13 protein-coding genes are annotated in these 14,724 nt (G+C 49.1%); 8 read left to right on the top strand and 5 right to left on the bottom strand.

Annotated elements, in window-relative coordinates; genetic code table 11:
• Nucleotides 1-5: 5 nt before the first annotated feature.
• From HZS85_RS00510 to prfA, 3 genes are read right to left on the bottom strand one after another with little or no spacing between them, the layout of a single operon-like run.
• On the bottom strand, nucleotides 6-1,004 hold the full coding sequence (locus HZS85_RS00510) for an L-threonylcarbamoyladenylate synthase (RefSeq protein ID WP_214852096.1): 999 nt from the start codon (nucleotides 1,002-1,004) through the stop codon (nucleotides 6-8).
• Nucleotides 1,001-1,849, bottom strand: a complete 849-nt coding sequence (gene prmC / locus HZS85_RS00505; protein WP_214852094.1) for a peptide chain release factor N(5)-glutamine methyltransferase — start codon at nucleotides 1,847-1,849, stop codon at nucleotides 1,001-1,003. Before prmC ends, HZS85_RS00510 begins: the two co-directional genes overlap by 4 nt.
• Nucleotides 1,849-2,907 (bottom strand): peptide chain release factor 1, encoded by a 1,059-nt coding sequence (gene prfA / locus HZS85_RS00500; protein WP_056064179.1) that lies wholly within the window; start codon nucleotides 2,905-2,907, stop codon nucleotides 1,849-1,851. Before prfA ends, prmC begins: the two co-directional genes overlap by 1 nt.
• Before the next feature lie 156 nt (nucleotides 2,908-3,063).
• On the opposite strand from prfA, the gene HZS85_RS00495 reads away from it, so the two are divergent.
• From HZS85_RS00495 to treC, 8 genes are all read left to right on the top strand, one after another.
• Nucleotides 3,064-3,432 carry a GntR family transcriptional regulator gene (locus HZS85_RS00495; RefSeq protein ID WP_035410669.1) on the top strand — a complete coding sequence of 123 codons (369 nt, stop codon included), beginning with the start codon at nucleotides 3,064-3,066 and terminating at the stop codon, nucleotides 3,430-3,432.
• Nucleotides 3,426-4,292, top strand: coding sequence for an ABC transporter ATP-binding protein (locus HZS85_RS00490; RefSeq protein WP_035410673.1), 867 nt, complete (start codon nucleotides 3,426-3,428; stop codon nucleotides 4,290-4,292). Before HZS85_RS00495 ends, HZS85_RS00490 begins: the two co-directional genes overlap by 7 nt.
• Nucleotides 4,285-5,262, top strand: coding sequence for a hypothetical protein (locus HZS85_RS00485; protein WP_214852092.1), 978 nt, complete (start codon nucleotides 4,285-4,287; stop codon nucleotides 5,260-5,262). Before HZS85_RS00490 ends, HZS85_RS00485 begins: the two co-directional genes overlap by 8 nt.
• Nucleotides 5,263-5,431: 169 nt before the next feature.
• Nucleotides 5,432-6,790, top strand: coding sequence for an alkaline phosphatase (locus tag HZS85_RS00480; protein ID WP_214852090.1), 1,359 nt, complete (start codon nucleotides 5,432-5,434; stop codon nucleotides 6,788-6,790).
• A gap of 11 nt (nucleotides 6,791-6,801) precedes the next feature.
• Nucleotides 6,802-7,449 (top strand): DUF4352 domain-containing protein, encoded by a 648-nt coding sequence (locus HZS85_RS00475; RefSeq protein ID WP_214852088.1) that lies wholly within the window; start codon nucleotides 6,802-6,804, stop codon nucleotides 7,447-7,449.
• 128 nt (nucleotides 7,450-7,577) lie between these two features.
• Entirely contained in the window at nucleotides 7,578-8,285 is a 708-nt protein-coding gene (treR, locus tag HZS85_RS00470) for a trehalose operon repressor (RefSeq protein WP_214852087.1), read from the top strand.
• 182 nt (nucleotides 8,286-8,467) lie between these two features.
• Nucleotides 8,468-9,907 (top strand): PTS system trehalose-specific EIIBC component, encoded by a 1,440-nt coding sequence (treP, locus tag HZS85_RS00465; RefSeq protein WP_056064163.1) that lies wholly within the window; start codon nucleotides 8,468-8,470, stop codon nucleotides 9,905-9,907.
• Nucleotides 9,908-9,928: 21 nt separating this feature from the next.
• Nucleotides 9,929-11,569 (top strand): alpha,alpha-phosphotrehalase, encoded by a 1,641-nt coding sequence (gene treC / locus HZS85_RS00460; RefSeq protein ID WP_214852086.1) that lies wholly within the window; start codon nucleotides 9,929-9,931, stop codon nucleotides 11,567-11,569.
• Between the two features lie 299 nt (nucleotides 11,570-11,868).
• Here treC and HZS85_RS00455 read toward each other — a convergent pair whose 3' ends face one another.
• Both HZS85_RS00455 and HZS85_RS00450 read right to left on the bottom strand, forming a co-directional pair.
• Nucleotides 11,869-13,227 carry an alanine/glycine:cation symporter family protein gene (locus tag HZS85_RS00455; protein WP_214852085.1) on the bottom strand — a complete coding sequence of 453 codons (1,359 nt, stop codon included), beginning with the start codon at nucleotides 13,225-13,227 and terminating at the stop codon, nucleotides 11,869-11,871.
• Nucleotides 13,228-13,709: 482 nt separating this feature from the next.
• Nucleotides 13,710-14,531, bottom strand: coding sequence for a DUF6612 family protein (locus HZS85_RS00450; protein ID WP_214852084.1), 822 nt, complete (start codon nucleotides 14,529-14,531; stop codon nucleotides 13,710-13,712).
• Between the last annotated feature and the right edge of the window lie 193 nt (nucleotides 14,532-14,724).

Genomic DNA, 14,724 nt, shown 5'->3' with positions numbered 1-14,724 from the left:
CTTCTTCAAGGGCGAATGACCCGACCACCTGCTGCTTTATGGAGGCGGTTGCGGACCGCAAGCCCCACCCCTTCTTCTGATAGGTCTCGTACAAAAATCTGATCCACCGTCGTCTGATCAAATCGCCGTAAACAATCGTAAAGACGTTGTGCCGCTGTCTCCATCGAATTACCAAGGGAGCAGCGAACATCTGCGTCGACATCCTCCCCGTCGAACAGGAGAACGCCCGTCTTGTGTCCGGTTTGTCGTGCATCATCGATGAGTTGCTGTAAGAATGAAAGATCCCCCTCGACGACGGACAATGTCGCTTCCGGCGCATAATGGGTATATTTCATTCCGGGTGCCTTCGGTGTAACATCTTTCATCGATAAGGCAGGATCGAGTGTGACAGGACCGATGATTGCCTCGATTTGTTCGCGTGTCACGCCGCCCGGTCGTAAAATCGCCGGTGGCGTCATCGTACAATCGATGACAGTCGATTCGACCCCGATGCCCGTCTCCCCTCCATCGACGATCGCAGCAATGCGTCCCGAGAGGTCATGTGCGACGTGCGCAGATGACGTCGGTGAAGGTTTTCCGGAACGGTTGGCACTCGGTGCTGCGAGACCCAGCCCTGTCGCTTCAATCAATTGAAGCGCAAGCGGATGGTCTGGCATCCGTAATCCGATCGTATCTAGTCCTGCTGTGACGAGTGTGGATGCGGTGCCGTTCGATTCGAGGATGATCGTCAAGGCTCCTGGCCAAAACGCCTCCATCAAACGTGTTGCAACATCTGGAATGTGCGTGACGAACTGATGTGCCTGTTCTACGGATGCGACATGGACAATCAGTGGATTGTCGGAAGGTCGACCCTTCGCGGCGAAAATTCGCCGAACAGCCGCTTCGTTCGTCGCGTCCCCCGCGAGACCATAAACAGTCTCGGTCGGCATCGCCACGACCTCTCCTTCCTGCAATAACCGAACTGCTTCATCCATCGTCTGTAAGTCAATCATTTCCGTCTTCACGCTGTACAATCCTTTCGTTCCGCATACACGATACGGTCTTTACCGTTTATATCTTTTAAAATACCCGTTTCCGCATTTGGATAACGTTCTTTTAACATCATTTGCACTTCCGGTCCTTGATTGTGTCCAATTTCAAACGCAATCAGTCGGAAATCGTCGCGTAGGACCCGTCCGCTCTCCTCGACGAGTCGTCGGTAAAAGACGAGACCGTCTTTTCCGCCGAACAGGGCGAGATGCGGTTCATGGTCGAATACGACCTCACTGAGTAATTCTTCTTCCTCGATATAAGGCGGGTTCGAGACGAGCACCCGCACGGAATCGTCCGCGAGTGGTGCCAGTAAATCTCCTTCGAGGAACGTCACGTCTCCACCAAGCGTCGCTTGATTTCGCTTCGCGACCGCGATCGCGGCTGGTGAAATATCGACGGTCGTGACCGGTTGCTCGAGTTCGAGCGCGAGTGTGATTCCGATCGCCCCACTACCAGTTCCGATGTCGACGATCTGTCCCGCGGTGAACGACTCACGTTCGAGGCGCTCCGTCACGAAGACGATCAGCTCTTCCGTTTCCGGTCGTGGAATCAAGACATCCGGTGTGACGCTGAAGTCCCGTCCGTAAAACGGCTGATAGCCGATTAAATGTTGCACGGGTACGCCGTGAACATGGGCGAGCAAGTATTCACTGAATCGTAAATCCTGCTCCGGCGTCAATTCATCGGACAAGCGAACGAGAAGTCCTGTCCGGTCGACATCTAAGACGTGCATGAGTAACCATTCGGCACTCGAACCCTCGCGTCCTGCTTGTTCCATCATCGTTTTTGCTTCATTTAGACGTTTTGCGATCCGCATCAGTTTGCCGCCTCCGATGCCCGTGCTTGATACTCCATGACGAGCGTATCGATGACCTCATCCATCTCTCCTTGGAGGATCCGGTCGAGCTTCTGGATCGTCAAACCGATCCGGTGATCCGTCACTCGGTTTTGCGCGAAATTATACGTCCGGATCCGTTCTGAACGGTCACCTGTACCGACAGCCGACTTCCGTTTTTCATCATACTCCGCCTGTTGCTCGCGTTGAATCTTATCGTAGACACGCGCGCGCAGAACCTTCATCGCTTTTTCCTTGTTCTTGATCTGCGACTTCTCATCCTGACAGCTGGCGACGATTCCGGTCGGCACGTGCGTCACACGGACAGCCGACTGTGTCGTATTGACGGACTGTCCGCCCGGTCCACTCGATGTGAACGTATCAACCCGGACATCCTTATCGTGGATTTCGACTTCAACGTCTTCTGCTTCTGGCAACACGGCGACCGTTGCCGTCGATGTGTGGATCCGTCCACCGGATTCCGTTGACGGAACGCGTTGGACACGGTGTGCCCCATTCTCATATTTCAGTTTCGAGTAGGCACCCGTTCCTTTAACGATGAAGATAATTTCCTTATAACCGCCAAGCTCCGTATAGCTCGCGTCGATGATTTCGATCTTCCAGTTCTGTTTCTCAGCGAACTTCGAGTACATCTTAAAGAGATCACCAGCAAATAACGCTGCCTCGTCTCCCCCCGCTGCGCCGCGAATCTCGACGATGACGTTCTTGTCGTCATTCGGGTCCTTCGGTAGCAGTAAGGCTTTCAGTTTCGCTTCGAGCTCTTTGATCTCCGGCTCAAGCATCGCGACTTCTTCCTTCGCAAGGTCGCGCATCTCCGGATCCGTCAACATTTGGCGTGCCTCTTGATAGGCTTCCATCTTCTCGCGATAGACGCGATAGGTTTCGACGGTCGGTGCAAGTTGCGACTGCTCTTTTGAGACCTCGCGCAATTGATTCGTATCATTAATGATGGCTGGATCAGCCAACATATCATTCAGTTTTTCATAACGGTCCTCTAAGGCACTCAATCGATCCAACATCTCGGGTCATCCTTCCTGCGATTCTTCTGTCGTCAGTATAGCAAATATTGCGATCGATGGCGTCATCGTCTTCTTGAAAAGAGGCATTGACAGACAGGTTTTGAATTCCTATAATTGGTGTATTAATTGAATTAGTACACTTAAGGAGGCGAAGAAATGTTCACCGTCGATCCGAAAAGTCCGTTACCGATCTATGAGCAACTGGTTGCTCAAATCATCCGCTCGATTGCCCGTGGTCTACTCCGCTCTGGCGAACAGATGCCATCCGTCCGTGAACTTGCTGGTACACTCCTTGTCAATCCGAACACTGTCTCCCGCGCCTATCAGGAACTCGAGAGCCGCAACTTCATCGTCACGATGCGCGGCAAAGGATCCTTCATCTCAGATATTCCACTTCATGAAGTCAAGAAAGCCGCCATTCAAGATCCACTCATTCGTCTTTGTTCCGTCGCCGACGAACTCTCCATTTCAAACGAAGAACTCTATCAACTCATCTTACACATTAGGGAGGATTCCTCATGTTGACCGTTTCTCATCTAACGAAACAAATTGACCGTACCATGATTTATGAAAATGCATCCTTTACTCTACCAGCAGGAACGATTACTGCGTTGATCGGGCGTAATGGTGCCGGAAAAACGACATTACTGAAAACGCTTGTCGGTGCTCTTGAGCCAACGCGCGGAAAAGTTGAATGGAATGGCGAGTCGATCCACCACGTTCCGAAGACACGCGAGCACCTTTTCCTCGTTCCGGATTCTGTTTCCGTCTATCGCCAAATGACACTCGGCGAACTGATCAACTTCTACAATGCGTTCTATCCGAACTTCGAGAAAACATACATCGAAAACTATTGTCGTTCGTCAAACCTCGATCGCGGACGTCGCGTGACGTCATTATCCAAAGGACAAGCTCAGTTATTCCTTCTTCAACTTGCGTTCGCGACGAATGCTCCGGTCCTCTTACTGGATGAACCAACAGACGGACTCGATCGAATCAACAAACGAGATTATCTGAAACAGCTCGTCTCATTGCTTGCGGAGCGCCAAACTGCCGTCTTGATTGCCTCACACCAACTCGAAGAGCTCGATTCACTCGCTGACCGTGTCATGACGATTGAAAAACATCTCGTCCGCGAACCAAAGGCACTCGACGACGCCAAAGCCAGCATGCAGAAATGGCAAGTCGTCTATGAGGACGTTCCGGAATTGTCACACGCTGATCTTCACGTCTTATCCCAAACAGGTCGGGTCGTGACATTGCTCGTCTTATCCGATGCAGGCGCGCAGTATCTTGAAACGACGAACCCCTTGTTAAAAGATGCTTTGCCAGTGCAGATGGAAGATTACTTCTTAGGGACATTTGGAGGGAAACGACATGGTTAAGCAATTGATCCGTTATCATATCAAACAAGGCATCTGGCCGCTCGCTTGTTTCATTCTGCTTGCGATCTTCAGCTATGGGTTCGGCAGTTATACCGTCATCAATGAGTTCGAGAATTACGAGGCCTCTCAGCAACCTGCTCTACTCAACACCGTACTCGTCAGTCCCTTTTTCGCCGGATTCGCAGCGATTCTCATTGCTGTCTTCGCGATCCTGATGCTCGGTTCCGAGCGCGGGAGTGGTCGCAGCCTGATTTTGCACGCGTTACCGTTTCCGAAGGTCTGGTTGTTCTGGATCAAATGGTCGATTGGCGTCGTAACACTGATCGTGTTTCCGATCATCGGCTTCTTCGTCAGCTGGTTGTTGCTACAGGCGTTCGGCGGTATCAATCCGTTTGATTACGTCACGTGGTCGTCACTCTTCCAAGATTTTGGTCTTTTCCTTCTATTTGATGTGACGATTTTGACGATCTTCTTATTCGCCGGAACAATTGCTGGTGATATCATCGGACAACTGTTGCTTGGTACGTTCTTCTTGTTCTTGAACTACTTCACGTATTTCAGCATCTACGCCGTCGCCCTGCTCGGTTTTGGTGTGACCTACGAGGAGTTAGACAAGCCAACAAATTTCCTGATGACGATCACGACACCCTTCGCACTCTTTTTTGAAAGTAATGTCGATCTGAATCTAACGTATCCCGTCTTGTTCTGTTTCGCTTTGACGATTGCCTTACTCTTCTTTGGTAGCCGCCTATATATCCGCGGAGCGAACGAACGACTCGGTCGGTTCACTATTTTCCCGAAACTACATCCAGTACTGATCATCACGTTCTCGATCTACACGACGATCCTGCTCGCAGGAATCATTGGTCTGATTTCGTCCGAGAACCAGTTCCTGTACTGGCTCGCGATCGTCATTCTCGCATGGCCGACGTTCAGTTCCTACCGTCGGATGATCGGATGGAGTCGCTAATCTATACACAAGTAGCCCTTCTGAGATGGTTTTTCAGAAGGGCTATTCGTTTGTCATCGTTTCTTCACAAACCTTTACAGACGGTCCATATGGATTTCATATTTTCTGCGTAAAGTTGTGTTTGTAGGTCGTAGCGCCATAACCCATTACCTTTTGAGGAGGAATCCCTATGAAACTAAAACGTCTGATCCCGATTTTTGCCTTATCGACCCTTTCCCTGAGTACGATGATTTCGATGCCGGAAGCCGAAGCGAAAGCCAAACATACTCACTCACCCGAAATCCGGAACGTCATCTTCCTGATTGGTGACGGCATGGGTGTCTCATACACGTCTGCACACCGTTACTTAAAGAACGATCCTTCGACGACGACGGCTGAAAAAACAGCCTTTGATCCCTATCTCGTCGGTCAACAGATGACGTATCCGGAAGATGCGAAGGAGAATATCACCGATTCCGCCTCTGCCGCGACAGCGATGTCCTCTGGTGTGAAGACGTACAATGCAGCGATTGCGGTCGATAATGATAAATCGGAAGTCAAGACCGTCCTTGAAGCAGCCAAAGAACGTGGCAAGTCAACGGGACTCGTCGCGACATCGGAAATCACGCATGCAACACCTGCCTCATTCGGTGCTCATGACGAAAGCCGTAAAAACATGAACGCGATCGCTGACGACTATTTCAAAGAACGCGTGAACGGCAAACATAAGATTGATGTCATGCTCGGTGGCGGTAAGTCGAACTTCGTCCGTCCAGACGTCGATTTGACGAAAGCATTCAAGAAAGACGGTTACAGTTACGTCACGGATCTGGATCAATTGCAAGCGGATAAAAATAAACAAGTGCTCGGATTGTTCGCAGACGGTGGATTACCTAAACGAATCGATCGCGAAAACTCAGTCCCGTCACTTGCTCAAATGACGAACGCCGCAATCAAGCGACTTGATTCGAATAAAAAAGGCTTCTTCTTGATGGTCGAAGGCAGTCAAATTGACTGGGCAGGACACGACAATGATATCGTCGGTGCGATGAGTGAGATGGAAGATTTCGAACGTGCTTTTAAAGCCGCGATCGCTTTCGCGAAGAAGGATAAGCATACCCTCGTCGTCGCAACAGCCGACCACTCGACTGGCGGTTACTCGATTGGTGCGGATGGCATTTACAACTGGTTCGCTGAGCCAATCAAAGCAGCGAAGAAGACACCTGACTTCATGGCGCAGCAAATCGTCGAAGGCGCGGACGTACGGAAAACGTTAATGAAGTACATCGACCAAGACAAACTCGCCTTGACGGATCAAGAAATCGACAGCGTCTCTCGCGCTGCTGAATCGAAGAAATTTCTCGAGATCGATAATGCGATTGAAGAAATCTTCAACGAACGCTCGCATACAGGCTGGACTACAGGTGGACATACAGGTGAAGACGTACCGGTCTATGCGTTCGGTCCTGCTAAAGACCGATTCGCGGGACAAGTCGACAACACGGATCACGCGAAAATCATCTTCGATCTCTTGAAATCGAAGAAATAAGGAGAATGTTCATGAGACAGATACTTGCTACTTTGATGCTCGGGACGGTGCTCGCTGGTTGTGGCACTTCAGCATCACAAGACACACCAAAAGAACCAGCGTCTGCGAAACAGGAGCAGCCGGTATCGCTTGAAAAAACAAGCGCCTACGTTCCAAACCCGCAAATTCCAGATGATCGCGATTTGACAAAAATCGATCAGACCGTCACGGATGATAAGGGCGACCTGACGCTTAAACAATTCAAACGAGTGAACGAAACACGGAAGATTGGTCCGATCAAGATGACGATCGAAGAAATCAAAGTCTTTCACGCACGTCCAAGCTACGGCATGATCGATTTCTTCCATGGTTATACGCACGATGAGTCCTTTGATCTGATTAAGACACGTGTTACGATCACAAACACGAGTGACGCACCCGTCACCTTTAATCCCGTTGCGCATTTCAAACTGAATGACGAAGCGGAAAAGACACTTGAAGACGATGTCTATCTCGAATCCCTGGCAAAGACATATGCTCCATCCGAAACGCATAGTGGTAATTTCGGATTCATCTTGGAACGCCCGGTCACATCAATCGAACTCTTGACGAGTGACGTACTCGATGAAAAACAAGCGGTCCTCAAAAAGGGTACGACGTATTCGACATCCCTTCGTTAAATACCCTTCACACTTTTGCGCTCCATCTGTTTTCCGGTTGTACCCGGACCATAGGTGGAGCTATTTTGATGCCTGTATTCGTTCCATGCTACACTAAAAGTACTATTTGAGTGCAAAGGACGGATTGTATGCCGAAATACTTAACCATTTATCATCAACTCGCACAACGGATTCAAGAAGGAACGCTTCCAGCTGACATGAAATTACCTTCTGAGACAGAATTGATGCATGAATTCGAGGCGAGTCGTGGAACGGTCCGAAAAGCGATCGATGCGCTGCAAGAGAAAGGCTTCGTCCGCAAACACCAAGGAAAGGGTGTCTTCGTTCTGTCGCAAGAAGCGATCGAGTTCCAATTCAACGGAATCGTCAGCTTTTCGGAGGCGCATCGCCGGATGGGTCGACATGCTGTCGAGACGGATGTGCTATCATGCGAAGTGCTCCCCGCCTCTCCTGAGCTCGCTTCGTTATTGCATGTGGCACAAGGAACAGACGTGACCCGTATTGAGCGGATTCGTCAGATTGATGGCGAACGCGTCATCCGTGACATTAATCATTTCGTAACCGCACTTGTGCCCGACCTAACCGCTGACATTGCTAAAGGATCCATCTATCATTACATCGAAGAGACACTCGGACGGCAGATCAGCTATGCGAAACGAAAGATTGAAGCGCGCCCTGCGACACGGGAAGACCAAGAACGACTTGATCTTCACGACATGACACACGTCATCGTCGTCACGAACGATACGTACTTCTATGAAGGCCAACATTTCGAGCGAACGGAATCACGTCACCGCCTCGATAAATTTCAATTTACCGATATCGCACGGCGTTGAATAGATGATGATCCATGAGGGAATCCGTACATGACGGGTTCTCTCTTTTTTAAACATCTTAACTTATCTATATAAGTTCTTGACCAACTTATATAGATAAGTTAAGATAAGTGTGCGCATATAAGAAAACGTTTTCATTTCAAAAGTGGTCGAGTACGTCACTTCCAAAAAGGAGCATCGAGATGAAACCAAACTATCGTCAGATTGCAGAGCAAATCATTGAGAAGATCGGAGGCAAGGAGAACGTCGAGCAGGCAGCTCACTGTGTCACCCGCCTTCGCTTAACGCTTAAAAATCAAGAGCTTGTCGACCAAGAAGCCTTACTTGAAGTTCCGCTCGTCAAAGGCGCGTTCTTGAACGCAGGCGTCTATCAAATCGTCATTGGTGCTGGTGATGTCGACCGGGTCTATGCTGAATTCATTCAACTGACTGGTTTGCAGGCGACAACGATTGCAGATGTTAAATCGTCAGGAGCGGCGAAAATGAACCCGTTCCAAAAGTTGATCAAAGTCTTTTCCGACGTCTTCATGCCCATCATCCCGGCGATCATCGTCGCTGGTCTCTTAATGGGGATCAATAACCTGTTTGGTATCGAATTCGGTGGCAAGACGATGATTGATCGTTATCCGAATCTACAAGGATTATGGGACCTGATCAATATGATGGCAAATACCGCTTTCGTCTTCCTCCCGGCACTCGTCGGCTGGTCGGCAACGAAACGCTTCGGTGGAAGTGAGATCCTCGGAATCGTCATGGGTCTGATGCTTGTTCACCCTGATCTCTTAAACGCTTGGAATTACGGACAGAGCGCTTTAAAAGGTGAAATTCCGACGTTCAACATCCTCGGTCTGTTTGAAATCGAAAAAGTCGGCTATCAAGGACAAATTCTCCCGGTGCTCGCAGCCGCTTATGTCCTTAGTACGATTGAACGCTGGCTCAAAAAACGCGTACCGAACGCCATCCAATTACTCGTCGTACCGATTACGACGATCACATTAACGGGCTTCCTTGCCCTTGCCGTCATCGGACCGGTCACACGTCAAGTCGGTGACTGGATCACGATTGGTGTCGTCAATACGTTCGAAGCTGTTCCGTTACTCGGTGCCTTATTATTCGGTGCACTCTACGCACCGCTCGTCATCACCGGCATGCATCACATGTTCATCGCCGTCGACTTACAGTTGATCGGACAGAGCGGCACGACGTTCATCTGGCCGATGATCGCGATTTCGAACATCGCCCAAGGTTCAGCAACGCTTGCGATGCTTTTCCTCGCGAAAAACGTCAACGATAAGAACATGGCGTCGACGTCGGCCCTATCCGCTTACTTTGGAATCACGGAACCAGCGATGTTCGGGGTTAATCTTCGATTCAAATATCCGTTTTATGCGGCACTCGTCGGATCAGCAATCGCGTCTGCCTTCATCGCCGTCAGCGGTGTCCTTGCTCCTGCAATCGGTGTCGGTGGCTTACCTGCTTTCATCTCGATCGTACCCGGGTCGATCCTGTCGTTCATTGTCGGCATGGTAATCGCAATTATCGTTCCTATCGCCTGTACGTTCCTGTTCCACTATGTCTCAACGAAACGCGCAAAAAAAGCCGCACTGAACAAAGCGGCGTAATTTCAGAAAGGTGTGTATCTGATGATCACGACAACCGATTGGCGCAAATCCGCCGTTTATCAAATCTATCCGAAGAGTTTTTATAGTCCGGAGGGCAAAGCGACCGGTACGTTGCGCGGGGTCACGGCCAAACTCGATTATCTGGCGGATCTTGGTGTCGATTACCTGTGGTTGACGCCGGTCTATGCCTCACCGCAAAACGATAATGGATATGATGTCAGTGACTATTATGCGATCGATCCCTCGTATGGAACGATGGATGATTTCGAGACGTTACTCGCAGAAACAAAACGACGTGGTCTGTCAGTCATGATGGATATCGTCGTCAATCACTGCTCGACGTCACACGCTTGGTTCGAAGAAGGACGTCATCCGGACAGTCCCTATCATGACTACTTCATTTGGCGCGAGACACCGAACGACTGGGTATCGAAGTTCGGCGGTCCTGCTTGGTCATTCGACGAGGTAGCAGGTAAGTATTACTTGCACCTGTTCGACAAGACGCAAGCGGACCTGAACTGGGAAAATCCCCGACTCCGGGAAGACGTTTACGCGATGATGCGCTTTTGGCGCGATAAAGGGGTCAGCGGCTTCCGACTCGACGTCATCAACTTGATCTCGAAGACGCCAGGGCTTCCCAATGATCCCGAGGGAGACGGACGTGCGTACTATACGGACGGACCAAACGTTCATGACTACTTGCAAGAGATGAACGCAGCCGTTTTTGCCGGACACGATCTCTTGACGGTCGGTGAGATGTCGTCGACATCGCTTGAACATTGTCTTCAATATTCTTCGCTCGAAAATCAAGAACTGAAGATGACGTTCAACTTCCATCACTTGAAGGTCGATTACCCGAACGGTGAGAAATGGACGGCTGCACCGTTTGACTTCAAGCAGTTGAAACAAATTTTCTCCGACTGGCAAACTGGCATGAACGGACAAGCATGGAACGCGATTTTTTGGTGTAACCATGACCAACCCCGCGTCGTCAGCCGATTTGGTGACGACGTCGCGTATCGTGTCGAGAGTGCAAAGATGCTCGCGACAACGCTTCATGGCTTGCAAGGTACACCGTATATTTACCAAGGAGAAGAGATCGGAATGCCGAATCCGGACTTCACGAATCTGTCCGACTACCGTGATGTCGAGACATTGAATGCCTATCAAGAAGCACGGACCAACGGCGTATCGGAAGAAGTAATTCTCGCTGCGATCCGTCAAAAATCGCGCGATAACGCGCGGACACCGATGCCTTGGTCGGACGCCGTCAACGGTGGTTTTAGTACAAGTGAGCCATGGATTCCGGTCTCGCCGACGTATGATCAGATCAATGTCGAGGCTGCTGTCGCAGACCCTGATTCGGTCTATCATCATTACAAACGGCTGATTCAACTCCGCAAACGGTATGACGTGCTCACGGACGGTTCATACCGGCTGTTGACACCGGACGATTCATCACTCTGGGCGTACGAACGTGCCACAAGCGAGGAAGAGTTGCTTGTCGTTTCGAACTTCTACGGAACAGAGACGACGTTCACGTTACCTCGTGACGGATCGGACTATACGGTGTTGTTTCATAATTATCAGCAGATGCAGACAGAGGGGCATACGTTGACATTACGCCCTTATGAATCACTGATGCTTTATCGTAAAAAGTGATTGAATGAGACGGAGCACACGCAAAAAAGAGAAGGTTGGTTTCCAAGGGATACCCTAGAAACCAATCTTCTCTTTCGTTGAATAGATAGAGAATGTGAATGCCTATTCCTCGACTCCTACAGGAAAAGAAAGCAGGGTACACGCTTTCGTCAGGGAAAGGAAAGACCCGGCGAACCGCATGGAATGCAGATTGCCGTGGCTTACCTCCCGCCTGTGGAAAGCGAGGATGGCAGAATCATTCGTTTTCAAAAATGATTCTTAAACACTAGTTCCTTTCGAGTCTTTCATTTTCACATGTTCTACGAAACTTTCCGATTCGCTTCTTCTCGTCTCAACTGTTCGCGGAACAGTCGTGTCTCAGCAATGACGACGCCGGACAATCCAATCAAACCGATTAAGTTCGGAATCGCCATCAATCCATTGAAGACATCGGAAATCGCCCAGACCATGTTCAAGTTCGTCGTCATCGCACCCGCTCCGGCGACTAAGACGAACAGGATACGGTATGGGAGAATCGATTTTTGACCGAATAGATAATAGATTGATTTTTCGCCATAATACGACCAGCCAAGAACAGTCGAATAAGCAAACATGACGAGTCCAATCGTGACGATGTATTTTCCGGCAGGACCGAGGAAGACCTCGAAGCTTGCTGTCGTCAATTCAACGCCTTGTAACTTCGTATCAAGTTGTCCTCCCATGACGAGCGTCAAACCTGTGATCGAACAGACGACCAATGTATCTAAAAACACCTGCGTCATCGAAACGAGCGCTTGACGTCCTGGGAAGTCCGTTTTCGCTGCAGCGGCTGCAATCGGTGCTGAACCAAGACCCGCTTCATTTGAGAAGACACCACGCGCGACACCATAACGAATCGCCGCCCCGATCGCGCCACCCGTAATTGCTTCGCTTGAGAACGTGCTACTGAAGATCGTCGAAATCGCACCTGGAATCAAGTCATAGTTCATGACGAGAATCAGTAATCCACTTCCAACATAGAAGAAAATCATAAACGGAACAAACAAACTAACAACTTTTCCGATTGATTTGACCCCACCAAGAATGACGACGCCTGTCAGTACCATCAATACGATCCCCGTCACATAAAGTGGCACATCGAACGTTGATTTCATCGCGAGGGCGACCGAGTTCGTCTGGACCCCGTTCCCGATCCCGAACGCAGCGATTGAAGCGAATGCGGCAAACAAGACACCCAGCCATTTCTGCTTCAGCCCACGCTCGAGATAATACATTGGCCCCCCTGCCATCTGTCCATTTTCATCAACGACACGGTACTTGACGGCAAGGATTGCTTCCGCATACTTCGTCGCCATCCCGAATAGACCGGACAACCACATCCAAACGATCGCACCCGGTCCGCCGAGGACGACGGCGGTTGCGACACCAACGATATTCCCCGTACCGACGGTCGCAGCCAGTGCCGTCATCAATGCTTGAAAGTGACTGATGTCGCCTTCCGACTTATCGTCCTGATGCTTTGAAAACGCGAGCTTCAGCGCATACGGTAGTTTGGTAATTTGAATGAATCCTAAGCGAATCGTCAAATAAATCCCCGTACCGACCAACAGAATAAGTAACGGTGGTCCCCAAACAAGATTGGACACCATACTGATCCAGTCACTAAATGAATTTCCCATTCGTGTTACCTCCCTTTATGAAATATGTAGTTCTTTACCATTTTTTCAGAATTTACTGATAATTGTCAAACTATTTTTTATGAAACTATTTTGATACTTCTTCATTTCAATAATATGCAACTAGTTGTGATTCATACTTCACCGTCTCGGAACAACTGACGAAATCGTGACATTTAATAATCAATAGGCTAAGAATAACGGAGCAACGATCACGGATACCGTTAACACAGCACACATCCTCCTGTTCACTACGATCGAACATTTGAATGCCGCGTCCGGTGAGGTGCTGTCCTTCATCGATACGAAAGTCGTCAATGACAAGATTTATTCAAAGCTATCTCGATTCAATACTAGGATGACGCTCAAGCATTCCGCGATATGCACGAACAGATTTCCGTCAGTCAAAAACAGACGGAAGCACTAAAAGAAGTTCTTCGTCAAAAAGTCCCCTCATCTTCATGGAAGAGAGGGGACTTCGATGTTTATTGTGCTGCACCTGTGAGCGGTTGTGCATCTTTTGCTTCCGCAGGTAATTTGATTTCGCTGATCTCATTGAATTTTGAGAACGTCGACTCGTTCTTCATATTGAACTCGGTATCTTTTTCAATCGCAAACACCATGTCCATATCGAGTGATTTCGGATAGAATGTTTTCGCATCATACGTCATCGTGTAATTCATTTTCTTGTAATCGATGCTGTCCATCGCATCTTTCATCTGTGCCATCTGTCCTGTCTGCTCGAGCGAATCCTTCATGAACGCTTTGAGGTCGTCCCCTTTTAGTTTGACGTCGATTTGATAAACGTCACCCTCTTTTTTGGCGGTCCAGTTGTCTTTGTACTTTTTCAGTAGCTTGAGATTTTGATCCGTCGATGCCGATGACTCCATCGCCTCGACCATATCACCTAGCTCCGAGACATCTTGAACGAGCCATTGTCCGTTTTGCGATAGATACATCTTATCGTCGACGATATAGCTCTCGATCGACATGTCCTTACCGTTTTGTGGATTTTTCATCGTCATCGTCTGGTGCATCGTAAGCGGCTTCTGGATGATATCAGCTGATACCTTCTGATCTACTGCCATCTCACCTGCTTTTGAATTGACTGTCCCTTCCATGTGGAACGATTTAATATCTTTTTGAGCGGCTGTCGCTTTATTCAGTAATTCCGTATTCGAGAGTTCCCCCGACTTCGTCGAACCAGACCCACTGCCACTACCCGAATCTGTCTGCCCATCTTGACATCCAGCTAATCCAATCGATGCTGCGACGATCCCAGCTGCTACCCACCTTGTTTTCTTCATATTCATTTCCTCCTTTATAAGCGTTACCCTGATTTACGAAAAACATTGGGAAATGTTTCAAAGTTTCTTTATTACATCATTACCGTTCTTCTTCAAAACAAATCCTCATATTTCAAATCTACTATTCTTTTTTTGAAATTTGATTTATCACCTGCAAAATGTCCACAAAAAAATAGGATGACGGAAACTTCCG

The organism is Exiguobacterium sp. s130, from assembly GCF_018619055.1.
Lineage (GTDB): Bacteria > Bacillota > Bacilli > Exiguobacteriales > Exiguobacteriaceae > Exiguobacterium_A.
The sequence above is the reverse complement of the archived record's forward strand: the minus strand, read 5'-3'. Positions and strand labels throughout refer to the sequence as shown.